The 22,995-nt window shown below is 41.7% G+C and carries 20 protein-coding genes; 3 read left to right on the top strand and 17 right to left on the bottom strand.

From position 1 onward, the window contains the following. Positions 1 to 38: 38 nt before the first annotated feature. From WS08_RS02680 to WS08_RS02650, 6 genes are all read right to left on the bottom strand, one after another. Positions 39 to 731 (bottom strand): YjjG family noncanonical pyrimidine nucleotidase, encoded by a 693-nt coding sequence (locus WS08_RS02680; RefSeq protein WP_051950121.1) that lies wholly within the window; start codon positions 729 to 731, stop codon positions 39 to 41. A gap of 60 nt (positions 732 to 791) precedes the next feature. Beyond that, positions 792 to 1,142, bottom strand: coding sequence for an iron-sulfur cluster biosynthesis family protein (locus tag WS08_RS02675; protein WP_009765429.1), 351 nt, complete (start codon positions 1,140 to 1,142; stop codon positions 792 to 794). Positions 1,143 to 1,571: 429 nt separating this feature from the next. Continuing rightward, positions 1,572 to 2,087 carry a GNAT family N-acetyltransferase gene (locus WS08_RS02665; RefSeq protein ID WP_009765431.1) on the bottom strand — a complete coding sequence of 172 codons (516 nt, stop codon included), beginning with the start codon at positions 2,085 to 2,087 and terminating at the stop codon, positions 1,572 to 1,574. Between the two features lie 123 nt (positions 2,088 to 2,210). Next, positions 2,211 to 2,408, bottom strand: coding sequence for a hypothetical protein (locus WS08_RS02660; RefSeq protein WP_144242022.1), 198 nt, complete (start codon positions 2,406 to 2,408; stop codon positions 2,211 to 2,213). 354 nt (positions 2,409 to 2,762) lie between these two features. Then, a complete protein-coding gene (locus tag WS08_RS02655; protein ID WP_009765433.1) occupies positions 2,763 to 4,466 on the bottom strand; it encodes an ABC transporter permease/substrate binding protein in 1,704 nt (567 codons plus the stop codon). Beyond that, entirely contained in the window at positions 4,466 to 5,656 is a 1,191-nt protein-coding gene (locus WS08_RS02650; RefSeq protein ID WP_009765434.1) for a quaternary amine ABC transporter ATP-binding protein, read from the bottom strand. Before WS08_RS02650 ends, WS08_RS02655 begins: the two co-directional genes overlap by 1 nt. A 201-nt stretch (positions 5,657 to 5,857) precedes the next feature. On the opposite strand from WS08_RS02650, the gene WS08_RS02645 reads away from it, so the two are divergent. After that, positions 5,858 to 6,487: a GntR family transcriptional regulator gene (locus WS08_RS02645; protein WP_009765435.1), complete on the top strand. Its 630-nt coding sequence runs from the start codon at positions 5,858 to 5,860 to the stop codon at positions 6,485 to 6,487. Positions 6,488 to 6,628: 141 nt separating this feature from the next. Here WS08_RS02645 and WS08_RS02640 read toward each other — a convergent pair whose 3' ends face one another. From WS08_RS02640 to parE, 6 genes are all read right to left on the bottom strand, one after another. After that, on the bottom strand, positions 6,629 to 7,555 hold the full coding sequence (locus WS08_RS02640) for a manganese-dependent inorganic pyrophosphatase (protein ID WP_009765436.1): 927 nt from the start codon (positions 7,553 to 7,555) through the stop codon (positions 6,629 to 6,631). A gap of 117 nt (positions 7,556 to 7,672) precedes the next feature. Further along, complete coding sequence (locus tag WS08_RS02635) at positions 7,673 to 8,494, bottom strand: SPFH domain-containing protein (RefSeq protein ID WP_009765437.1); 822 nt, start codon at positions 8,492 to 8,494, stop codon at positions 7,673 to 7,675. A gap of 50 nt (positions 8,495 to 8,544) precedes the next feature. Then, on the bottom strand, positions 8,545 to 8,883 hold the full coding sequence (locus WS08_RS02630; RefSeq protein ID WP_009765438.1) for a hypothetical protein: 339 nt from the start codon (positions 8,881 to 8,883) through the stop codon (positions 8,545 to 8,547). A 17-nt stretch (positions 8,884 to 8,900) separates the two neighbouring features. Next, complete coding sequence (locus WS08_RS02625) at positions 8,901 to 9,248, bottom strand: toxin-antitoxin system HicB family antitoxin (protein ID WP_009765439.1); 348 nt, start codon at positions 9,246 to 9,248, stop codon at positions 8,901 to 8,903. A 114-nt stretch (positions 9,249 to 9,362) separates the two neighbouring features. Next, positions 9,363 to 11,834, bottom strand: coding sequence for a DNA topoisomerase IV subunit A (parC, locus tag WS08_RS02620; protein WP_009765440.1), 2,472 nt, complete (start codon positions 11,832 to 11,834; stop codon positions 9,363 to 9,365). Continuing rightward, positions 11,827 to 13,878 (bottom strand): DNA topoisomerase IV subunit B, encoded by a 2,052-nt coding sequence (gene parE, locus WS08_RS02615; RefSeq protein ID WP_009765441.1) that lies wholly within the window; start codon positions 13,876 to 13,878, stop codon positions 11,827 to 11,829. The genes parC and parE overlap by 8 nt, the downstream gene beginning before the upstream one ends. Positions 13,879 to 14,099: 221 nt before the next feature. Between parE and plsY the strand changes: the two genes are divergently transcribed. Further along, on the top strand, positions 14,100 to 14,729 hold the full coding sequence (gene plsY, locus WS08_RS02610; protein WP_009765442.1) for a glycerol-3-phosphate 1-O-acyltransferase PlsY: 630 nt from the start codon (positions 14,100 to 14,102) through the stop codon (positions 14,727 to 14,729). 212 nt (positions 14,730 to 14,941) lie between these two features. Continuing rightward, a complete protein-coding gene (locus tag WS08_RS02605; RefSeq protein ID WP_009765443.1) occupies positions 14,942 to 16,123 on the top strand; it encodes an MFS transporter in 1,182 nt (393 codons plus the stop codon). Positions 16,124 to 16,494: 371 nt separating this feature from the next. On the opposite strand, the gene WS08_RS02600 is transcribed toward WS08_RS02605, so the two are convergent. The 5 genes from WS08_RS02600 to dprA form a co-directional block, all read right to left on the bottom strand. After that, complete coding sequence (locus WS08_RS02600; protein WP_009765444.1) at positions 16,495 to 17,394, bottom strand: aldose 1-epimerase family protein; 900 nt, start codon at positions 17,392 to 17,394, stop codon at positions 16,495 to 16,497. Between the two features lie 155 nt (positions 17,395 to 17,549). After that, positions 17,550 to 18,485 carry an amidohydrolase family protein gene (locus WS08_RS02595; RefSeq protein WP_038528192.1) on the bottom strand — a complete coding sequence of 312 codons (936 nt, stop codon included), beginning with the start codon at positions 18,483 to 18,485 and terminating at the stop codon, positions 17,550 to 17,552. 280 nt (positions 18,486 to 18,765) lie between these two features. Continuing rightward, on the bottom strand, positions 18,766 to 19,683 hold the full coding sequence (locus WS08_RS02590) for a tyrosine-type recombinase/integrase (RefSeq protein ID WP_009765446.1): 918 nt from the start codon (positions 19,681 to 19,683) through the stop codon (positions 18,766 to 18,768). A gap of 8 nt (positions 19,684 to 19,691) precedes the next feature. After that, positions 19,692 to 21,887, bottom strand: coding sequence for a type I DNA topoisomerase (gene topA, locus WS08_RS02585; RefSeq protein WP_009765447.1), 2,196 nt, complete (start codon positions 21,885 to 21,887; stop codon positions 19,692 to 19,694). Positions 21,888 to 22,161: 274 nt separating this feature from the next. Further along, the gene (gene dprA, locus WS08_RS02580) at positions 22,162 to 22,992 is read right to left on the bottom strand and encodes a DNA-processing protein DprA (RefSeq protein WP_051747839.1); all 831 of its coding nucleotides are present in this window, start codon (positions 22,990 to 22,992) and stop codon (positions 22,162 to 22,164) included. Positions 22,993 to 22,995: the final 3 nt, after the last annotated feature.

Genomic DNA, 22,995 nt, shown 5'->3' with positions numbered 1-22,995 from the left:
AGCACAGTTTTTTTGTTGTCTATCCATAAGAACGTTATTTAGTTCGCACCTAATACTCGCCCCAGTTGGTTTAAAGTATTTACTTCATGCGTCACAGAGATATCGTCTGGCAGTACTTGATCCTTCAAGTTAACCCAAATGGTATCCAGGCCAACAGCGATTCCGCCCCGCATATCTGAAGGAATCCCGTCCCCAATCATCACCGTATTGTCCGTCGTCATATCAGCATTAGCGGTAAAAATAGGTTCATAAAACATTGGGTCAGGCTTCGCAGACCCTAATTCGTCTGAAATATACACTTGGTCAAAGAATTCACCAAATCCTGTATTAGTTAAACGCATTTTTTGTGTTTGCGTCTCTCCATTTGTTCCCGCAATTAAAACGTAGTTCATAGCACTTAATTGTTTTAATAACGTCTCAGCCCCTGGAATCAAATGATTATTGTGGTTCAGCTCATTGCGGTAGGCACGTTCCATCGCGATTCCATCACCAGTCATCTCTAACTGTTTTAATAGATCCGGAAATCGTGTTTGTTGAATATCAGCTTTTGTTATTTCGCCTTGTTCATAGCGCTGCCACAGAGCGCGGTTAATCACAGCATAGCGTTCTAGCGCATGCGCTACATCTGTAATGCCCGCATTAGTTAACACACGCAGCAATCCCTCATGTTCACCTGCTTTAAAATCCAACAGCGTATCATCTAAATCAAATATCAAGTATTTATACATCATCTGTTCCTTCTTCACTCACAAAAAAGACGCATAGCCGACAATGCTCTGCGTCTTTTTAGCTTAATTTCCTTGTACGTCGCGAAGTGACATGTTTGGATCGATAATTCCACTGTCACCTGTCAACTTGTAACGCAACATCTTATCAACGTCGATTGACATGTTGCCATCAAGTTGTGTGTCTGCGTAACCCTTGTAATACACTTCACCCATGTTACTTGTTAGGTGTTCGTCGTAATCAGCAGTTAGTTGATCTGGTCGGCACAAAACAAGTGAGAAGGCAACGTCAAGTGTACATGAAGCAGCATCTGAAAATGGTCCAACACCATCATCGAAATCCAAAACCAACTTAGTGTCTGGCTTCAAACGCTTTTCAATTCGTTCCTTAGCTGCATCTTTAAATGTTAATTCCATGAGTTCCCTCTTTTCTATAGGTACGTGGCTATGGCCACAATGACATATTCAATAATAGAGCAACACACACCATCTTAAATAATATATTTAAGATAAATAAGCTTAGATCAAATCAAAAAGTATCCCTTTTGACCGTTAACTCGCGGGCCGATATATCCCCAGCTATGACGCCTTGACATGACGCTCTAATCTTAAAATGTTTGTTAGTCATTAAATGATATTCGCCGATTCCGCAAAAACATATAATACAATCATAAGACCGACGAGATTTAGTGCAAACACCAACGCTGACGTCCAATCTCTTTGTATCCAGTTAATACGAATTTGACGAATACATAAAACACCTAATACGATATTTACAACACAAATTAAGGTATAGATTAAGCCGATATCTTTAAGTTGTAGCATATAATTATCGTCCTTTTTTGATTAATAAACCTTCGTTTCTAACCCCAATAATGACATGGCATCTTTTAAACGAATTGTCGTCATTTTCGCGTTCGAACGCATTAGATGGAACGTTCCTGCTGGATTATCTGTAATATATCCTGAATCCATCAAACCATTTCGTTGGTAAAAGGCATAACGTCGCTCACGTTGTGTTTCATTGTCTGAATTCAAGCCCAATTCTTCACATTCCAACATAACCCCACCTGGGTATGTCGTCTTCAATAGTTCTAGTACACGGCTCCCTAGTCCATTCCCTTGTAGCGTTGGGTCAATAGCTAAGAACAATACAAACACTTGTTCATCGGGTAGCGTCACATACAAAGTTACCCCAACTTGTTGCGTGTCATCCATGATGACTGCCATGTGTACGTCTTCAGAACGCTTAACCATCTTCTTCATCAAATCAAACGGCAAAGTTTCATGTGGTGGAAAAGCAGCATCATAAACAGACCACCAATATGTTTCATTTTCTTGGTTCATTTGTTCTAACTTCATCCCGATTACCACCTATCTTTTATTTCATTTATCTTACTATTATACCTGATTTACAAGGAATTTACCAAAATCCTTCTTACATAAAAGAAATAAAAAAGGACTAGTTTCCTAATCCTTTCTGTATTATTTCGTGCTATTATCTGAATTTTCTTCTGCGACACGTTGCTTTTTTAACCAACGACCAAATAATAGATAAAAAATCATATAGATCGTTGTCGCAATTCTAACATCAGCGCTATCCATGGCGACACATAGCCATAATAGCACCAATAAAATTAGTGAACTAGCTAATGAAATAATCGCACCATATTTTTTTAACATTGTTATCATCATTACTTCTTTCTTATACATCATTTTATGAATGTCATACCGTAAAAATTTATCAAACGACACCGGCATATAAATTTTACACGTCATCACCAATATCTGAACTTCTAATCAGACAAGCTATACGTTTTAGTATACCAGTCTCCATTTGTTAAACATAGTCATACACAACGCGATCATCTAATCCTTAATCCTATGTTAGAAAAAGTCACTTGTATATAACGTAAAAAACAGACTAATTATCGGTTAAATCCTGATAATCGGTCTGTTTTAAACAACACTTATTTAATTACATCGTTTAAACTCGCACTGCAAATTTTCGTTTAAGTCATACGATAAAGGTTAGCTTTAGGCTAGCCATTCCTTTACTTTGTCTTCATGATCAGAAATCCAAGATTTTGCCGCGTCTTCTGGTGTGGCCCCATCTTGAATAGCAAGCATTACGGCCGCCATGTCATCTGCAGTCCATTCAAAGTTTTTCAGAATCTTGTAAGCTTCTGGTTGATCCTTTTCTAGATCTTTACGAGCAATCGTATTGATGTTCTCTTCTGTCCCCATCGTTCCCTTAGGGTCCTTTAGATACTTCAAATCATACTTTTCAAACATCCAGTGTGGTGTCCAACCAGTAATCACAATTTCATCTTTGTTTTGCATTGCCTTACCTAAGGCAACAGTCATGGCACCAGTAGAAGCACCTTGTAGATTCCAATCCTTCAAATTAGGATAAGCATCCATCGTCTTCTCTGCCGCAGTCATCACTCCAGCACCAGGCTCAATTCCTGTAATTGTTTGCTTAGCTTCTGTCGTCAAATCTGAAATACTATCTGCCTTCATGTATGTTGGTACAACCAACCCAACACGAGCACCAGACATATTTTGTCCAAGGACATCGATTTGAGACTTATATTTATCATATTGTGGCTTGTGCGTGTTAGGCAACCAAGCAGAAACAGAGGCATCTGCTTGCCCTTGCGCAATTGATTGCCACATAACAGCATTATCTAATGGTGTCGTGTCGACATCAATCCCTTGTTGGCGTAATACTTCAGCGATTACATTTGTAGAGGCGACTTCTGAATCCCATTGCACATACGCTAAACTAACATGCTTGTCATTTTGCGTTGTTGTCGCAAACATACTACTCATACCACCGATAACTAAGGCTAAGGCTGCTGCCCAACCTAACCACTTGCGCCATGCTTGTGGCTTTTCATTATTGGGTGCTAAATCCGGGTTCAACTTTTGTGTAAAACGGTCAATAATAATGGCCAAAATAACCAAAGCTAACCCATTCACAAATCCACTTCCAACGTCAGCGTGTTGCACGGCAGATAGAACACCTTGTCCCAATCCAGGTGCTCCAACCATGGATGCAATAACCACCATTGAAAGAGCTAACATAATCGTTTGGTTAACACCCGCCAAAATTGTAGACTTGGCTAGTGGTAATTCAACCTTAAATAACTTTTGGCGTGGCGTTGATCCAAATGAATCTGCCGCTTCTGTCATTTCCTTTGGTACTTGACGAATACCTAAGTTAGTAAAACGAACAGTTGGTGGTAGTGCGAAGATAAATGAGGCAAATACCCCTGGCACAACACCAATTCCAAAGAAGGCAACGGCAGGAATCAAGTAAACAAAACCAGGCATTGTTTGCATGAAGTCCAACAAAGGTTGCACAATTTTAGCAACTGTTTCAGACTTTGCCATCCAGATACCTAGTGGTACCCCAATAACAATGGCTACCAAACTTGAAATCAATACCAAGGTTGTTGTTTGCATCAAATCGGCCCACAAACCTTGGTTCAAAATCAACAAGAGTCCCCCTAATGTAAACAACGGGAAACCGTACTTCTTGCCACTACATAGAAAGGCGAAAATCGTTAAACTGATAATCGTCACAATCGGTGGAATCGCAAGTAATCCATTCGAAATGGCATCCATTCCTCCTTGACCACCCGCTTGAATGGCATTAAAGAAACCAGCCCAGTTCGTCGTCATCCAATCTACGATTGTTTCAACTGTTTGGGCAATTGGAATTTGAATATTCATTATGCATTATCCTCCTCTTCCAAGTTGTCGGTTAATGCTTCAAGAACACGTCCTCGAATAACAACACCCTTTAGACGTCCACCATCCACAACTGCTAATGGTGATGGTGAATCTGAGATCAAAGGCATCAAGTCAGCTACTAACATATCTTGGGAAACAGTTTGCATGTCCACCAAGACATCAGTCAAAGGAATTTGATCACGACGTGCTTTAATCGCTGCATCACTGGTCAAGAAACCTTTAAATTGTCGATTACGATCAACGGCCACAAGACCACTCACTTCTTCAGTAGCCATCTTCTTCAACGCCACATTAGGTCCATCGACACTAATATTCGTTGTTAGTGGTTGAATCATAATATTTTCGGCTGTTAAGACCTTAGAACGATCAATATCTTCTGTAAAGGCACGGACATAGTCATTGGCTGGATTGGTCAAAATATCTTCACCGGTTCCAACTTGCACAACCTTTCCATCCTTCATAATGGCAATACGATCACCAATTCGCAAAGCTTCATTCAAATCATGCGAAATAAAAATAATTGTCTTTTGTTGACTCTCTTGTAATTCAAGTAATTCATCTTGCATATCACGACGAATCAATGGGTCCAGCGCTGAGAACGCCTCATCCATCAAAAGAATTTCAGGATTGTTAGCCAACGCACGGGCTAGCCCCACACGTTGTTGCATCCCACCCGACAATTGACTTGGATATTGGTCCTTAAAGGCCAATAGGTTGGCATTGTCTAGGGCTTTTTCTGCACGGGCTTGACGTTCTGCTTTGTCGACCCCTTGTACTTCTAAACCATATTCTGTATTTTCTAGCACTGTTCGTTGTGGGAATAACCCAAAGTTTTGAAAGACCATACTCATCTTTTGACGACGTACTTCTAACAATTCTTCTTTATCCATCGTTGAAATATCTTCACCATCTAAATAAATTGACCCTGATGTTGGTTCAATCAAACGGTTTAGCAAACGAATCAACGTAGACTTACCAGATCCTGATAGACCCATAATCACGAAAATTTCGCCTTCTTCAATTTCAATGTTGGCATCGTAAACCCCAACGGTAGCACCAGTTTTTTCTAAGATTTCTGTCTTAGAAACATTTTCTTGGACCATTTTCAAGGCCGGCTTCACCTTTTTACCAAAGATTTTGGTTAGGTGTTCGATCTTCACTTTTGACATATTTTCCTCCCAACGTCATCGGTTGTTCCGAAAGTGACAACTACAATTCAAACATATGGTTGTCACATTGTCAAATGCCCATTTCAAGCCTTTTACCCCCTTAACAATGTAAAAATATACCTTTTACACTTGCGCAAACGTTTCTGACCAGTATAATCAAATTAAAGGACATATATGAAAGATTTAGAAAGTGAGCTCGCTATGGCAACTGTTAAACAATACCCACGTTATCGACAAATTGCATTAAATATTGCGCATGAAATTGCTAATAAAAACATTAGCATTGGCGAAAAACTACAGGCTCGCTCAGCCGTAGCCATCAAGTATAACGTCTCAGCCGAAACGGCTCGTCGTGCGATTAACGTGTTAATGGACATGGGAATCGTAGAAACACGCCATGGTAGCGGTACAATTATTCTTTCGCAAGAAAAAGCGGTTGATTTTGTCAGTACTGAGGCAGAAAAACACACCCTAAATGATTTGAAAAGTGACTTATTAGGTCAAATTGCAGACCAAGAAGCGACGCTTCATCGTATGCAGGACACCCTAACAAAGTTTTTGAATCAATCACAATCATTCCAACATCAAAATCCCCTAACACCTTTTGAATTGGTCTTAACAGAACCCTCTAACGCCTATGGTAAGAGTCTAGGTGAACTAAATTTCTGGTACATGACCGGAACAACTTTAATCGCTATTTTACGTCACGATCAATTAACCGTCTCACCAGGCCCCTACGCAACTCTTGAACCTGGCGATAAAATCTATTTTGTTGGTGATATGGATTCTGTTTCGAAAGTTGAAACCTTCCTGTTTAACATCAATGATTAAGAAAAAAGCCTACCGCATTTGCGATAGGCTTTTTCTGTATTGCTATATGCAACCATCGATTGCTTTAAAAGAGGCCTAAGAACCGTTAGACCTGATAAAAAGAAAAACCACAGCTAGCATACGCTAACTGTGGTTTATTTATTAGGCGTTAAATGTGTCTGTCAATGGAGGCACAACTTGCTTCTTACGAGAAACAACACCTGGCAATGATGCACGACCATCTACCAATGTTGTATCGAAGGCCTTTTCAACTGTTGATAGGTTATCACCCAAGACCAAGATATCTGAATCTGAGTCAAGAATGTTTGTCACTACCAAGATGAATGTGTCATAGTTGTCAGCAGTCATTTCTTCAGTCATTGCAGCAACGATTTCATCGCGACGAGCAAAAACTTCTTCAACATCAACTGTGTTCACTTGACCGATACGAACTGTTTGACCATTCATATCAAATGACTTTGCGTCACCATCAATCAAGTCCTTAGCTGAACGTGATGACAAATCAGTTCCAGCCTTCAACAATTCTAGCCCGTAAGCTTCGTAGTCAGCGATTCCAGCAATTTCAGCCAAAGCTTCTAATGCAGGCTTGTCCATTGGTGTTGTTGTTGGGCTCTTTAGCAACAATGTGTCTGAAATAATAGCTGAAGCCATCATTCCAGCCAAGTGTGCTGGGATGTCCAACTTAGCGTTTTGGAATTCGTAGAACAAAACAGTTGCTACTGATCCCAAAGGCTTGTTGATCAACCACATTGGCGCAGCTGATTGGAAGTTGATCTTGTGGTGGTCAAAAATACCGCTCACAGTGACGTCAGTCAAGTTATCAACTGATTGTGCTGTTTCGTTGTGGTCAACCAACCAAACTTCTTCTGTGTCCGCATTATCTACGACACGCAATGCATCCAAACCAAAGTGGTTCAATGCAAATTCAGTTTCAGCGTTTGGTGTTCCCAAAGCAACTGCTTCTGAATCTAGGTGGTAGATGTGGTTAATCAAGTAAGACGCAGCCATTGCTGATGCAATTGTGTCTGTGTCTGGATTCTTGTGTCCGAAAACAAGCATGTTTGCCATATTCGTAATTCTCCAATTCTTTTACAGGTTTCTATTTAATAGTATAGCTCATCTGCCAGAGAGTGCAACGCTTTCATAATAAAAAAGCCCCGTTATCACGGGACTTTCACGGAATTTTTATTTCTTCATACCTTGTTCTAGCATCTTACCAACAACCGGCAGTTGTCCAAATTCACCCGCCTTTTCACTAGGCACAACGATTGTGTTCGCTGGGTTCTTTCCTAGTTCAATAAAGGCGTTAATTGATTGGTTTTGGAAGTAACGGTCATCCGCGTTGTTCAAGGCTTCTTGTACCTTTTCAATACGGTACAATTCAGCATCGGCACGTGTCTTTGTTGCATTAGCTTCCGCTTGAGCTGTTGAAATCAAGGCATCGTTCTTAGCCTTAGTTGTCAAATCGATTGAACGTGCTTGTCCTTCGGCTGCTGCAATAGCAGCAACACGTTCACGGTCAGCAGTCAATTGCTTGTCCATGGCTTCTTGAATAGCACGTGATGGTGTCAATTCGTCAATGTTAATACGGTCAACGTTGATTCCGTATGTGTTTGTCAAATCACCGATTGCAATGCTTAGCTCTTGGTTAATCTTGGCTGTTGATCCCAATGATTCGTTCAAATCCATACGACCGATGATATCACGCAAGTGTCCACGTACTAATTGCGCCATAGATTCAACTGAATCCGTGTTTTCATACATGTACTTCACAGCGTCTGTCACATGGTAGTTCAACGTGACACTGGCTGAAACATCGGCGTTGTCCTTTGTAATCACTGAGTAATTTGGCAAACGAAGTGGTTCCATGGCCAGACTAACATTCTTAATCTTTTGAAAAATTGGTACATAAAACTTCAACCCTGAATCAACAGTTGTTGTATAACGTCCTAGTGTTTCACGTAATCCAACATTATTTTGCGGTACAATTGCAATTCCAAATGGCATTATAATTCCTCACTTCTTTCTCGTGTCGTTACTCGGTCATATTCAGTCGGCTATGGCTTGCGGACACCTTCTGTTAACCAAGGCTTTAGTTGTTCAACAATACGCACTTCGGTGCTGTGATGCTTTCCAGGACCACGTGTCACACCTTTTTGAAGTCGCTTAAATTGTTTCTTTGCGTTTTTATTATTCCCAAATCCACCATCTTTCGCCATGTAAGATGATGTCCCTGGTTGCACAGCCCCACGGTGATTTTGATTCACACGTGATGCTGATGGTGCAGTTGGTCGAGCTTGCGGGCGTGGGTGCTGAGAAGATGGACGACTCACATCTTCCGCAGACTCAAAATCGAGATCTTCCATTAACGTCTTTAATACGTCATAAAGTGCCATAAAAGCTCCTTTCTACGCTACATTTCACGTAAAACCAAGATGTTTCCATTCGCTTCAATAATCACATAGTCACGACTGGTGTCCACATTTTTATTACCATCCATCAAATAACGGTAATAAATACCATCAACTAGAACGAGTCCGTTTTCTGGCGTAATGCGGTCTCCTGAAATCGTACGACCAACGAATTGACGTTGTTCGAATGATTCTTTAGAAACAACCTTGGGCATCAATTGATGTTCTAACACCATTGAAATGTAGTTATTGACACTACGATCATCGGCTTCAGCTGCTTGCGCAACACGCTTGTGCAAGTCTTTGTCTAAGCGTAATGATATTAAACCATTGTATTTCTTTTCTTCCATACATCTATTGTAGCACATTTGATAGCACTATGCTATCAAAAAGAAAACGTTTTCTTTTAAATAAATAAAAAAGAGCATGACGCCTTAGCGTCACGCTCTTTCATTTTTGTCTTTTTAAGCCTTTAAAACAGGTACATTAACCATGATATCCATCATGACTGGCGCTCCATCTACAGCAGCATCAATCACAAAACTTCCGTTACTATAACGTTGGTTCAATGGATAATCTAATGGATTAATCGTAAAGACCTTGTCCATCCCCGTCACAATCGTCAACGGGTTTGGGGCCTTCTGATCAAGTACTGCTGAAGCAACCACACGATGCGGTTCCTTCTTTAGCTCACGCATAATCGCCACTCCCTTACGGGCACGACTTGTCGTTGGTAATTCATCAATGGCCATCCACTTAAAGGCACCACGATTTGTAATCAACGCTAATGCTTGCGTGTCAGATTCAGATACAATCCCCATCCCCGTAATCATGTCATCTTCGGCCTCAAGACTCATCGCCTTAACTCCGGCTGTACGAGCCCCGGTTGTTGGCACTTCACTCAAGTCATAGCGCAAACCATTTCCTTGATAAGATGTCAGTACAATCGTTGAGGCGGTGTGTTCATTCGGGTTAAACCATTGTAGGCCAACCACTGAATCAGTATCCGTCTTTAACTTGATAACAGGTGTTGCTTTCTTACGGTAATTACTACGTGGCGCAAGATCGGCGAATTGCGTACGCTTAATCAAACCGCTTTGTGTCGCAACTAGCCATTCACCTGGTAAGTTCACAACATCTGCCACAACCTTCACTGCGATGATTAATTCATCAGGGTTTAGACCTGTAATCGTTTGTGACAAATGTTCTCCGGGTTCTTTCCAACGCATTTCTGCGATTTCATGCACCGGACGATAAATCACATTTCCACGGTCAGTAATCATGAAGACATGTTGAAGTGTATTCACTTCTTGCATGAAGACAACATCGTCATCTTCACGTAGTCCGTTATCATCCCCTGACGCATTATAGGAACGAATAGATGAACGCTTAACGTAACCACCCTTTGAAACAAGTAGCATCACGTCTTCCGTTACCACCGTCACGTTTTGATCAATCTTTAGTTCTTCAACTTCAGCTTCAATCGTTGACAAACGTGGTGTGGCATATTCCTTCTTAATGGCCTTCAATTCATCACGTAAGACCTTACGTAGGGCCTTAGGATCAGATAGCACCAAGTTAAAGTGTTGAATCTTTTCACTTAGTTCTGTATTTTCCGCTTCTAATTGTGTCACGTCAGTATTTGTCAAACGGTACAATTGCATCGTTACAATCGCTTCTGCTTGTACTTCGGTGAAATCAAATGTTTGTACCAAGTTGTTCTTAGCATCCTTACGATCCTTAGAACCACGAATAGTCGCAATCACTTGATCTAGAATAGACATCATCTTAATCAGACCAGTGACAATGTGTTGTCGGTTCAAGGCCTTCTTTAGGTCATATTCGGTACGCTTGGTAATAATTTCAACTTGATGTTCTAAGAAAGCCACTAAGGCTTGCTTTAGACCCACACGTTCTGGACGTTGGTTATGAATTGCCACCATGTTGAAGTTATACGTGACTTGTAAATCAGTCTTCTTGAATAAGTAAGTCAAGATACCATCAACGTTGGCTTCCTTCCCTAATTCAATAACAATTGATAACCCTTCACGGTCTGATTCATCACGGACTTCCGTAATACCAGCCACGTCTTTATTCAAACGAATTTCGTCTAGCTTCTTTACTAAGGCTGACTTATTCACTTCATACGGAATTTCAGTCACTTCAATTTGTGACTTACCACCCTTAAGTGGCTTAATGTTTGTTCGTGAACGGACAATAATACGACCACGACCATCTTCATAAGCCGACTTGATACCGTCTAAGCCTTGAATAATCGCTCCCGTTGGGAAGTCAGGTCCTTTGATGTAATCCATCAAGTCAGTCAAAGAAGCATTGGGATGCCCAATCAAGTGCACCAACGCATCAATCACTTCACCTAAGTTATGCGGTGGAATTTCGGTCGCATAACCGGCTGAGATACCGGTTGCCCCATTCACCAATAGATTTGGGAAATGAGCTGGCAAAACAGTTGGTTCATACTCCGTATCATCGAAGTTCAAGACCATGTCTACCGTCTCTTTATCCAAATCTCGTAGCATTTCCCCAGCCAACTTTGATAGACGCGCTTCTGTATAACGCATCGCAGCGGGCGGATCATTGTCAATAGACCCATTGTTTCCGTGCATCTCAATCAAAGGCGCACGTAGCTTCCAGTCTTGTGACATACGTACCATGGCCTCATAGATAGATGAGTCACCGTGGGGGTGGAAATTACCCATTACGTTACCAACAGACTTGGCAGACTTACGGAATTGCTTATCAAAGGTATTCCCGTCTTTATGCATCGCGTACAAGATACGACGTTGTACTGGCTTTAGACCATCACGAATGTCTGGCAAAGCACGTTCTTGAATAATGTATTTTGAATAACGACCGAAACGGTCACCCATCACGGTTTCAAGACTTAATTCTTCAATATGACTTGAATTAGACATCGTGATCCTCCTTTTCTACATCAAGACCTGGCAAATCCAATGTCATGGCCACTTCTTCAGTTGCTTCTGGTACAGCCACAGTTGGTTCAGCGGTTGCGTCATCTAGCAAAGAATCTGTTTCATCCCCTAATGTAAAGGCAACATTGTTTTCAATCCACTTACGACGTGGTTCAACCTTATCACCCATTAACGTTGTCACGCGCTTTTCAGCGACCATTGCATCATCAATCATGACACGAATCAACGTACGGTGTTCTGGATCCATGGTTGTTGCCCACAATTGTTCGGCATTCATTTCACCAAGCCCCTTAAAGCGTTGCAAGGTATAACCACGTCCCATCTTGTCGCCGACCTTTTCTAGTTCACGGTCAGTCCAAGCGTATTCGATTTGATTCTTCTTACCAGTTCCCTTACCACGTAACATGTACAAAGGTGGCAAAGCGATATAGACCTTACCGGCTTCAATCAATGGACGCATGTACTTGTAAAAGAATGTTAGCAACAAGATTTGAATGTGCGCTCCGTCATCGTCGGCGTCGGTCATAATAATAATCTTGTCGTAGTTGATATCTTCAATGTTGAAATCTGCCCCGGCACCCCCACCAATGGTGTAGATGATTGTTGAGATTTCTTCATTCTTCATGATATCGGCTAATTTAGCCTTTTCAGTGTTCAATACCTTACCACGCAATGGCAAAATCGCTTGGAACTTACGATCACGTCCTTGCTTAGCTGAACCACCGGCTGAATCACCCTCGACCAAAAACAATTCGTTCTTCTTGGCATTCTTTGATTGTGCGGGTGTTAGCTTACCTGAAAGTAATTGATCGCGCTTTCCCTTCTTCTTACCGTTACGTGATTCTTCACGGGCTTTACGGGCTGCTTCACGGGCTTCACGGGCGCGAATGGCCTTACGAATCAAATTCTGTGAGAATTCACCGTTTTCCATCAAGTAAAAGCCTAATTGTTCGGCGACAACACTGTCCACAATTGAACGCGCTTCTGGTGTTCCAAGCTTATCCTTGGTTTGTCCTTCAAATTGCAACAAGTCTTCTGGAATACGCAGTGAAACAACCGCAGAAAGACCTTCGCGAACGTCAGTACCTTCTAGGTTCTTATCTTTTTCTTTTAGGAGATTTACTTTACGGGCATATTCATTAAACGCTTTTGTCCACGCTGAACGTAGACCAGCTTCATGAGTTCCACCATCTGGTGTACGCACATTATTAACGAATGACATCATTGTTTCTGAGTAACCGTCATTATATTGCGCAGCTACTTCAACTTCGACACCCTTATCAGTACCATCAAAGTACATCACATCCCCAAGCGTATCTTTTTCTTCGTTTAAGTAAGAAACAAAGGCACGGATACCTTCTGGGTAATGGTAGACTTCTGTTTGTTCTTGCCCTGGTCGTTCGTCCGTTAGGGTGATTTTAACATCACGCAACAAAAACGCTGATTCACGTAAACGTTCAGCTAGGGTATTGAAATTGTAGATAGTTGTTGAAAAAATGGTTGGATCAGGCTTAAACGTCAATGTTGTTCCATTGCCGGCCTTGGTTTTCCCGAGATTTTCTAACGTCCCATCTGGGTGTCCACCATTTAAGAAGTGTTCTTGGTATTTCACACCGTCACGAACAATCGTTACGGTTAGACTTTCAGACAAGGCATTAACAACTGATGATCCAACTCCGTGTAGACCTCCAGATGTCTTATACCCACCTTGTCCAAACTTTCCTCCAGCATGAAGGACTGTCAAAATAACTTCTGGGGTTGGTTTACCAGACGCATGCATCCCCACCGGCATCCCTCGCCCATGGTCGACAACAGTAATGCTATTATCGGCGTGAATCGTGACATTGATTTCATTACCAAAACCAGCCAGCGCTTCATCGACTGCGTTGTCAAAAATTTCGTAGACTAAATGATGTAGTCCTTTCCCATCAGTTGACCCAATATACATCCCTGGGCGCTTACGCACCGCTTCTAGTCCCTCAAGGACTGTAATGGAATCATCCGAATAAGTGTTCTTGTTAGTCATGGACGTTCCCCTTTGATTAATAACTATTGTCGTTAATTTTCTACTATATTTGTCGAAAACTGTAGAAAATTTACGACATTCAAGTTACATATTAGCGTAATGTGCAATGCTCGGCAAGAATCAAAGCCAAATTTACTTAAATAAAAGCGACTTAGGCGCCTAAGTCATGCTAAAATGAAGGCACTGAATGATAAACGTGAACACGTAAGAAGGAGTTTGGAATGAGTATCATCCATTTTTTAATTAGTTTTGCCTTAGCCTACATTATTGGGGCGACACCGGTTGGTTACTGGATTGGCCGTGTATTTTTCAAGAAAAACTTGCTTGAAATGGGTTCTGGTAATATTGGCACAACCAATACTTTCCGTAACTTAGGTGCACTTGCTGGGACATCTGTGATGGTCTTAGATATCCTAAAAGGAAGTGTTGGGGCCATGATGGCGTTGCTTTGGGGACCCCTACCTGCTGGTGAATCATGGTGGTTCTTTGCCGTCGGTCTAGGTGCGATTTTAGGTCACACTTATTCATTTTGGATTGGCTTTAAAGGTGGTAAGGCCGTCGCAACATCCGTTGGGGTCTTGTTGATGTACAATCCGGGGATGTTTGCCTTTGCTTGCTTCATCTTCGTCCTAGGTATCTTCATTACAAGTACCGTCTCAATCGCTTCTATGGCTGGTTTCTTAATCGTTACCATCGCTTCAATCGTTATTGGTGACTGGGTGCTATTCATTATCGCGCTGGCACTGACAATCTTTGTCTTCTACCGTCATCGTGAAAACATTAAGCGTATTGCACAAGGTACGGAAAGCAAAGTACCTTTTGGTCTGGTTTACTGGGCAAGCAAGAAATAATTAAATCGATATCGTATTAAACGACTAATCCCATCGTGAGATTGGTCGTTTTTTATTTTTCTCGTCTCGCATGATCACGATATTCGCTTTGCGCTATCCATCATCAATAGTTACTTTTTTGTGCCTATGTTTCAAGAAAGTGCCTACTAGACAATAAGTACCTGTCACTTATAAACTAAGTACAACATTTAACACTGATTGGAGTAATACTTATGACAAAGACGTCAAACAAACGCGCTAATTTAACTTTATTAGCGCTAGCCATTAGCGCTTTCGCGATTGGTTCAACTGAATTTATTAGCGTGGGCTTGATTCCCATGTTGATGCAAGATTTTGGTATCAGCTTATCTCAAGCTGGTACAACCGTCTCACTATATGCGATTGGAATTGTGATTGGGGCACCACTACTAACCCTATTAACGGGTAAGCTAAACCGTCACACGCTAATGTTACTAACAATGATTATCTTTATCGTTGGTAATTTGGTGACTGCCTTTGCGCCAACCTTTATGATTTTATTGATGGGGCGTTTCATCGCCGCCTTAGCACATGGTTTGTTCATGTCAGTTTCATCACTTATTGCCGCAGCCGTTGTACCATTTGAACGTCGTGCCAGCGCCATTGCGATTATGTTTACTGGCTTGACTGTTGCGACAGTGACTGGAGTCCCACTTGGTACCTTCATCGGACAACAAACAAGTTGGCAATGGTCATTCATCTTCATTACAGTTATCGGACTGATTGGCCTAATCGCGAATTTCTTCTTGATTCCAAAAGACTTGGCCATCCCCGGTAAGGCTGACCCTAAGGGAATCATTCGTATCCTTAAGCAACCTGCCCTACGTGCTATTCTATTGATGACAATCTTCGGTTATGGTGCACCATTCGTGGTTTACACATATCTAACACCAATTTTGAACACACAAATGGGTTGGTCAATGTCAGCGGTTGTCTTAATTCTCGTTGCCTACGGTATCATGGTTGCGATTGGAAACACATTAGGTGGTAAGTGGGCCAATAAGAACGCCCTAACAGCCCTAATCCGTATGATGTCTGGTTTGGCAGTTGTGATGCTATTCTTGTGGTTAGTCCAAAGCATGCACTGGCTTGGGCTAGTTGCTGTCCTATTAATGGGACTATTTGCCTTCATGAGTGTCCCTGGACTACAACTTATGATGATGGATCAAGCGAACAAGTTGGTTCCTGAAGACATGACGATTGCGGCGTCACTAAACATCTCTGCCTTCAACATCGGAATCGCCTTTGGTTCTACCTTAGGTGGTTATGTCTCAACACAAATGAGCCTCAACACAACACCACTATTTAGTATCTTGATGGTATTGTTCGCTATTTTCATTGCTTACCGTCTACACAAGCAATTACAAGCAAACTAATTTAAATATCGTTATCCGGGTCTGCCCACATATGGTAGTAACAAAGATAACCACACCTTCATATCAGATCACTTGTGCATAGATAATCTATGCTAGGTGGTCTTTTTTTGTGGCCTTATACCACCCTTTCCCTTTACTGACATGTTAATCACCGCCCGCTTATTCCTACGATGATATTCGATTTATCACGTGTTTACGATTACCTCCGAAAACGTTTAATCTTACTGACTGGGGATGCTGTACAACGCAGAATAATAAAAGACCTTATATATACAAAAACATACAAAAAAACACTCGAACCCGCAGAAAGTAGGTTCAAGTGCTATATTTTTTGATTGATTTATTTATTAGAAAATATTCATCAACGTTAATTAGAAGAATGTTAATGAATATGACCCTGTAAATGTTTGTGCTGGCGCAAGCTTGTTAATCGCAAACTTATGCGTAATATCACCATCAGCGTCAACAGTATCCGCAACACCCCACCATGGTTCGATACATACAAATGGTGCTTCCTTGGCATATGGTGTCCAAATCCCAACATACTTTGCATTTTGTAAGTGCATTGTCACCCCATGTGATTCAGTACGCTTTGACAAAACCAATGATGTTGGATTTTCATCTAAGCGTAAGATGATTGCATCATCCTTAAAGTCATCACGACGTAAACGTAGTGGGATATGGGCATCAAAATAACCTTCAATGTTGTTATCTAGATGTGGCCCAACCAACTTTGCTTGTTGGTATGTACGACGTGGGTCAACGTTCACATAGTAATCTGTGAAGCTGTCGTTTTCTTCTTCACTTCCTTCAATGCTCAATGGCACACGGAAAGCTGGGTGTCCCCCAACAGAGAAGAAGATGTCGTGACGGTCAATATTTGTCACGATATAAACAATTCCCAATGTATCTTGTTCTGTTAGACGGTACAAGATGTCAAATTGGAAATGGAATGGGTAAATCGCACGTGTTTCTTCGCTGTCTGTCAAACGGAAACGAGCAGTTGAAGCAGTCTTTTCAACAAGATCGAATTCGTTATCACGAGCAAAACCGTGTTGCGTCATAAAGTATGTCTTATCACGGTACTTGTAGCGATCACCTTTTAGACGGCCAACAATTGGAAATAGATTGGGCGCATGACGACCCCAGATTGCAGGATCACCTTCCCACATATATTCTAAGCCACTCTCTTTGTTCTTAACGCTGATTAATTCTGCGCCATGCTCAGAGATGGTAACCACAATACTACCATTATCTAATTTAACCGCCATATGCTCCCTCTTTCCAATACTAAGCCAGTGTGTTTCGTCATCAATAATCATAGCATATTGAGAGCGCTATCTCAAAAAGCATTGGTATACCTTAAAATCAATCAGAATCGCATGAGAATACGGCTTTGCACCATCATAAATGATTAACCATTCATTTATGTAAACGCTCTTTTGGCCTTAAAATAAACCCGCTCGGCCGTACCATAATACATGGCTTGTAATTCAGCCTCTGTAAACACCCCACTCACCTCTAACCAATTCGCTAAATCAGCATACGCATTCTTAGTCGCTGACAAAGGGGCATCGGATCCCCAAATTAAATGGTCGGCGCCAATCATATCAATAGCGCGTCGTACTAGCTTTTCCGACTTCATGAAAGGCATGGCTGTTTCATCATTAATGTCTTGAATCGCTGATAAATCTAAGCAGATATTCTCAAACGGTTTGAACATTTGCAGTGTTTGGTCAAAGTTGTCTAGGTCATCAAGTTGGGCGAATGACAAATGGGCCACCACAAAATCAATCTGCGGATACTTTTGTGCTAAGGCCACAATTGCTGTCGGTTGGTGACTTACCTCATCCCCACGACCATAATCAACCACGACTGTCATCCCCGTAAACGTGTTCAAGTAAGCAAAGACCTCACTTAACACTGAATTTTCCGCCAAATTAAACGGTTCATGGTAACCGTGGAGACCACCACCAAAACTCATCTCCAATTTCATAATCCGGAAATGTAAGTCTTCTACATGATGACGGACAATTTGGTGTACCTGTTGTGTAAAGGGATCGATTGCAAAGGCTCCGACAAATTGGTCTGGGTACTGCGCCACGACATCAGCGGTATAGGCATTTTGATATCCATTCAATGAACCTTGTAATAAGACAGCCTTATCAACCTGACCCGTAGCCATCAGTCGCTGTGCATCCGCTGCCAAAAAGGCTTCGTCACCATACCCAGTCGGTATTAATTGGAAGGCCTCACCAGTATCCCAAACTGCCCGGCCAGCGCCTAAGGGATTTAAACGACCATTCCCATTAAAGCCGGCAATACTCCGAACAAGATGTAAATGTCCATCAATTTTTTGCATGATACCCTCCTGATTTAATCTATTATATGGTCAATCAATGTCTTGCAATACCTAATCAGGCACTTTTTGAATACTTCATCGCGCATGTCTTGTCCTGACCAAAACCATTATTTATGCCTATTATACGCTATATGGTCGAATTGGTTTAGGTCTGGGGATGCATTTTGGGCTATCTAACATCCATAAAATCACCGTATTCAGTCCGAATTTCTTTTTGACCACAAAAAAAACACCTCTAGATGCCCATTTAAAGGCCCTAAAGGTGTTTTTACTTTCGTCATTAATCAGTCGCACGACGGAAAAATTTACGATAATTTTCTTGTAGCACATCGGTCGTGACGTGCGTATAAATCTGCGTTGTACTTAAACTAGAATGGCCTAATAATTTTTGCACCGTCCGTAAGTCGGCGCCATTATTAAGCATATCAGTCGCAAATGTATGACGGAACATATGCGCAGATACCTCTTGTGTCAATCCCGCCTTTTTCGCAACGGACTTAAGCACATACTCAATCCCCGCCGGTGTTAATGGCGCACCACGTTGATTAACCAACAAGGTATCATGGACGGCACCTGATTTTTGCATCAATTGCGGACGCCCATCCGTTAAATAAAGCGCTAACGCATCCGCCGCATATTGACCAAACAAGACAGAACGCTCTTTGTTTCCCTTACCAATTAATGTGACAGACCGAGCACTCTGATTGATATCTTTAATCTTCATATTGGCCATTTCTGATACACGGGCACCTGTCCCATATAGCATTTCCACAATAATCAGATTACGTTGACCAACCGCACTGGTGTCCTTTTGTAGTTCTTCATAGAGCACAGTCATCTCTTTCGCATAAAAATAACGTGGCAAATGTTGGCCGGCTTTTTTTAGGTGGACATTCGCAAACGGATTTTCCGATACAAATTGATTACGTTCCCAAAAATTATAGCCTGATCGTAATGAACTCACCCGACGGGCAATCGTCTTAGGACTATTCCCTTGTTCGTATAGATAGGACAAGTACACACGCACATCCATACGCGAAACAGCCATCAAATCCACTTTGTCGTCAATACTACTTTCTGCCAGGAAGGTTTTAAAATGCTTAAAATCAGCCGCATACGCTGCTTGCGTATCTTCTGAATATTGACGCTCAACGCGTAAATAATCCATAAACAAATCAATATATGCTTGTGCTTCCATGCGTTAACCTACTTTTTTGTCGTTGACTTTGTGGCTTTTTTAGCTTTCGGCTTCGCTTTGGCTGCTGGTTTTTTGTCAGTCTTCTTCGTTGCCTTTTTAGCTGTATCCTTCTTCTCCACTGCCTCGGCTTCTTCACCTTCCTTAGGTGTTGTGCCATCAGGCAATGTCTTATCAGTTGGCTTATCCCAGCTGACAAAGTCACAATCTGGGTAACGAGAACAACCATAGAAAGTACGACCACGACGTGTCTTACGTTGCACAATTTGACCAACCTTACACTTTGGACAAGCCAAACCGATTTCAGTCACAATTGTTTCTGTACGACGACAGTCAGGGAAACGAGAACAGGCCTTAAACTTTCCGTAACGTCCTAGCTTAATCAACATTGGTGCCCCACAGACATCACAATCTTCATCAGCCAATACGTCCTTCAAGACAACCTTTTCCATCTCGGCTTCCGCAGTCTCTAATTCTTTGGCAAATGGACGGTAGAATTCATCAACTACTTCAACCCAGTTTTCTTCCGCTGATTCAACATCGTCTAACTTTTCTTCGACCTTCGCCGTAAAGGCAACGTTCGTGATGTCAGAGAAGTATTCATCCATTGTTGCTTGGACTAATTCACCAATTTCAGTTGGCACGAACTTCTTCGCGTCCATTTTGACATAGGCACGCTTTTGAATCGTTTCGATTGTAGCCGCATAGGTTGACGGACGACCAACACCATTTTCTTCTAACGCTTTAACCAACGCTGCTTCTGTATAACGAGCAGGTGGTTGGGTAAAGTGTTGTTCCGGACTTGTTTGCATCAAGTCAACCTTGTCACCAACTTGCAAGTCCGGTAACTTGTTTTCTTTTTCCTTAGCGGCTGGGTAAGCCTTGGTAAATCCAGCAAACTTCGTCTTTGAACCATTGGCACGGAACTGCACACCATTTTGTTCAACTGTCACAGCCATTGTGTCTAAGACTTCAGCCGTCATTTGTGATGCCACAAAACGAGACCAAATCAATTGATACAACTTAAATTGATCATTGGTTAGCTTATCTTTAACAGATGATGGAGTACGGAAGACTGAGGTTGGACGAATCGCTTCGTGGGCATCTTGCGCTCCTTCTGATAACTTACCTGTAGCTGGCTTAGAAGCAGCGTATTCAGCGCCGTATTCGTTCAAGATGAATTGTGCTGCGTCATTCTTAGCTGTTTCTGATAAACGCGTTGAGTCGGTACGCATATAGGTAATCAACCCAACTGAACCTTCTTTACCACCCAAATTAATTCCTTCATACAATTGTTGCGCAGCCATCATTGTCTTACGCGCACGGAAGTTCAATTGATTATTGGCTGTTTGTTGCATCGTAGATGTTGTAAATGGTAATTGTGGCTTACGACGACGTTCCTTGGCTTCAACCTTAGAAATATCAAATGGTGCTTCGCGATCAATACGTTGCATAACCATTTGAACTGTTTCATTATCAGGCAATGGCGTTTTCTTGTCATCAAGACCCCAAAAAGCGGCCTTAAACTTTGTACGTGCTTTCTTGAATTCTGAATCTAATGTCCAATATTCTTCCGGTTCAAAGGCTTGAATTTCTTTTTCACGGTCAATAACAAGTCCCAACGCAACGCTTTGCACACGTCCAGCTGACAACCCTTTCTTAACCTTCTTCCACAAGATCGGTGAAATTGAGTAACCAACCAAACGGTCCAAGATACGACGTGCTTGTTGCGCATCGACTAAGTTCATGTCGATTGAACGGGGATGCTTAAAGGCATCCTTAACAGTATCCTTTGTGATTTCGTTAAATACCACACGGTTTTCACCCGCTTCAATATCCAAGTCAAGAATATGTGACAAATGCCAAGCAATTGCTTCTCCTTCACGGTCCGGGTCGGATGCTAGATACACTTTCTTAGCTGCTTTGGCTTCCTTCTTCAAAGACTTGATTAAGTCTCCCTTACCACGAATATTAATGTACTTTGGGTTGTAATCATGTTCAATATCAACACCCATTTGTGACTTAGGCAAATCACGTACGTGCCCGACACTGGCAATAACCTTATAAGTGCTTCCCAAGTACTTTTCAATTGTTTTCGCCTTTGATGGAGACTCCACAATAACTAAGTTCTTCCCCTTAGGCTTTGTTTTTTTGGTTGTGGCACGCTTAACCGGTGCTTTTTTCTCTTTGGCGATTTTCTCTGCCATTTGCACGTACCTCTTTCTATTTTTTTCATTAAATTTTTATTTAGTATTATTAGTTTGTGACCTTTCAGACAAATATCACATCTGTCGTCACACTTCTCTAGTTTACACTATTTCCGGCTATATATGTAGTCATTGCGACGATTCCTCCATATATATTGACACAGTGTCAATTGTTGAAGTGTATCCTCGACTCCCTCTAACCCTTCCATTTTCTACGCAAAAAAATCCAACAAAACAGTAAAAAACAACCAATCATAAAAATTGGTTGTTTTCACTATGTCAGTGTTAACCCGGTTAAAAAATCATCACCATTAATCGCAATATTAGCCCCATCACATAACAACTGATTCGTTCCTTGCCCACGGGGGTCCGTTACATTTCGAGGTACACACCAAATTTGCCGATTTTCATCCGCAGCAATCGCCGCACTCACAAGTGAACCAGATTTTTGTTCCGCTTCAACAACCCATACGTTTGCTGTTAGACCGACAATAATGCGGTTACGTTCAGGAAAACGCCAGCGTTTAGGACTCACCCAAGGCACATATTCACTGAGCACCAAGCCATATTGTTCAATATGGCGAAATAATACGCGATGTTGTGGTGGATAGACAAAATCAAATCCATGCCCAATCACACCAATTGTTTGCCCTGCATTCAGTAATGTTTCTGCGTGAACACATCCATCCACTCCTGCCGCAATTCCTGAGACTGTTACAAAGTCATTAGATACCAACTTGGGTATCCAATCTACGACCAACGCCTGTCCGTACGCGCTCATTTTTCGTGAACCTACAATCGCAACTTTATTACGCTGTAACAGTTGTCGATCACCACGATAAAATAAGACCAAAGGTGGCTGAGCAATTTCTCGCAACAAATCTGGATAATCGTCATCATACCAATTAATATGCGGTAATGACTTTAAACGATTAATTATCATTTTACTTACACCATTCAATTTATTATCACCGATAAGCTTCAATACCCATTTGTCTCGTTCCTTATCCGATAACGCTTCACCCTGTAACCAAAATGCCCAGCGACGCTTAGGTGACAAACTTTCTAACGATACCAACCAAAACATGAAATCCATTTTCTCCATAGA

The organism is Weissella tructae, assembly GCF_000732905.1.
Taxonomy (GTDB): Bacteria; Bacillota; Bacilli; order Lactobacillales; family Lactobacillaceae; genus Weissella; species Weissella tructae.
The sequence above is the reverse complement of the archived record's forward strand: the minus strand, read 5'-3'. Positions and strand labels throughout refer to the sequence as shown.

What these genes read in the sequence shown, in the direction of transcription:
- WS08_RS02680 (WP_051950121.1), bottom strand. Translation starts at nt 731, where the DNA reads ATGATGTATAAATACTTGATATTTGATTTAGATGATACGCTGTTGGAT.
- WS08_RS02590 (WP_009765446.1), bottom strand. Translation starts at nt 19,683, where the DNA reads ATGGAAGCACAAGCATATATTGATTTGTTTATGGATTATTTACGCGTT.
- parC (WP_009765440.1), bottom strand. Translation starts at nt 11,834, where the DNA reads ATGTCTAATTCAAGTCATATTGAAGAATTAAGTCTTGAAACCGTGATG.
- WS08_RS02645 (WP_009765435.1), top strand. Translation starts at nt 5,858, where the DNA reads ATGGCAACTGTTAAACAATACCCACGTTATCGACAAATTGCATTAAAT.
- WS08_RS02630 (WP_009765438.1), bottom strand. Translation starts at nt 8,883, where the DNA reads ATGGCACTTTATGACGTATTAAAGACGTTAATGGAAGATCTCGATTTT.
- dprA (WP_051747839.1), bottom strand. Translation starts at nt 22,992, where the DNA reads ATGGAGAAAATGGATTTCATGTTTTGGTTGGTATCGTTAGAAAGTTTG.
- WS08_RS02625 (WP_009765439.1), bottom strand. Translation starts at nt 9,248, where the DNA reads ATGGAAGAAAAGAAATACAATGGTTTAATATCATTACGCTTAGACAAA.
- WS08_RS02605 (WP_009765443.1), top strand. Translation starts at nt 14,942, where the DNA reads ATGACAAAGACGTCAAACAAACGCGCTAATTTAACTTTATTAGCGCTA.
- WS08_RS02675 (WP_009765429.1), bottom strand. Translation starts at nt 1,142, where the DNA reads ATGGAATTAACATTTAAAGATGCAGCTAAGGAACGAATTGAAAAGCGT.
- plsY (WP_009765442.1), top strand. Translation starts at nt 14,100, where the DNA reads ATGAGTATCATCCATTTTTTAATTAGTTTTGCCTTAGCCTACATTATT.
- WS08_RS02595 (WP_038528192.1), bottom strand. Translation starts at nt 18,485, where the DNA reads ATGCAAAAAATTGATGGACATTTACATCTTGTTCGGAGTATTGCCGGC.
- WS08_RS02650 (WP_009765434.1), bottom strand. Translation starts at nt 5,656, where the DNA reads ATGTCAAAAGTGAAGATCGAACACCTAACCAAAATCTTTGGTAAAAAG.
- WS08_RS02635 (WP_009765437.1), bottom strand. Translation starts at nt 8,494, where the DNA reads ATGCCATTTGGAATTGCAATTGTACCGCAAAATAATGTTGGATTACGT.
- WS08_RS02655 (WP_009765433.1), bottom strand. Translation starts at nt 4,466, where the DNA reads ATGAATATTCAAATTCCAATTGCCCAAACAGTTGAAACAATCGTAGAT.
- WS08_RS02640 (WP_009765436.1), bottom strand. Translation starts at nt 7,555, where the DNA reads ATGGCAAACATGCTTGTTTTCGGACACAAGAATCCAGACACAGACACA.
- parE (WP_009765441.1), bottom strand. Translation starts at nt 13,878, where the DNA reads ATGACTAACAAGAACACTTATTCGGATGATTCCATTACAGTCCTTGAG.
- WS08_RS02660 (WP_144242022.1), bottom strand. Translation starts at nt 2,408, where the DNA reads ATGTTAAAAAAATATGGTGCGATTATTTCATTAGCTAGTTCACTAATT.
- topA (WP_009765447.1), bottom strand. Translation starts at nt 21,887, where the DNA reads ATGGCAGAGAAAATCGCCAAAGAGAAAAAAGCACCGGTTAAGCGTGCC.
- WS08_RS02665 (WP_009765431.1), bottom strand. Translation starts at nt 2,087, where the DNA reads ATGAAGTTAGAACAAATGAACCAAGAAAATGAAACATATTGGTGGTCT.
- WS08_RS02600 (WP_009765444.1), bottom strand. Translation starts at nt 17,394, where the DNA reads ATGGCGGTTAAATTAGATAATGGTAGTATTGTGGTTACCATCTCTGAG.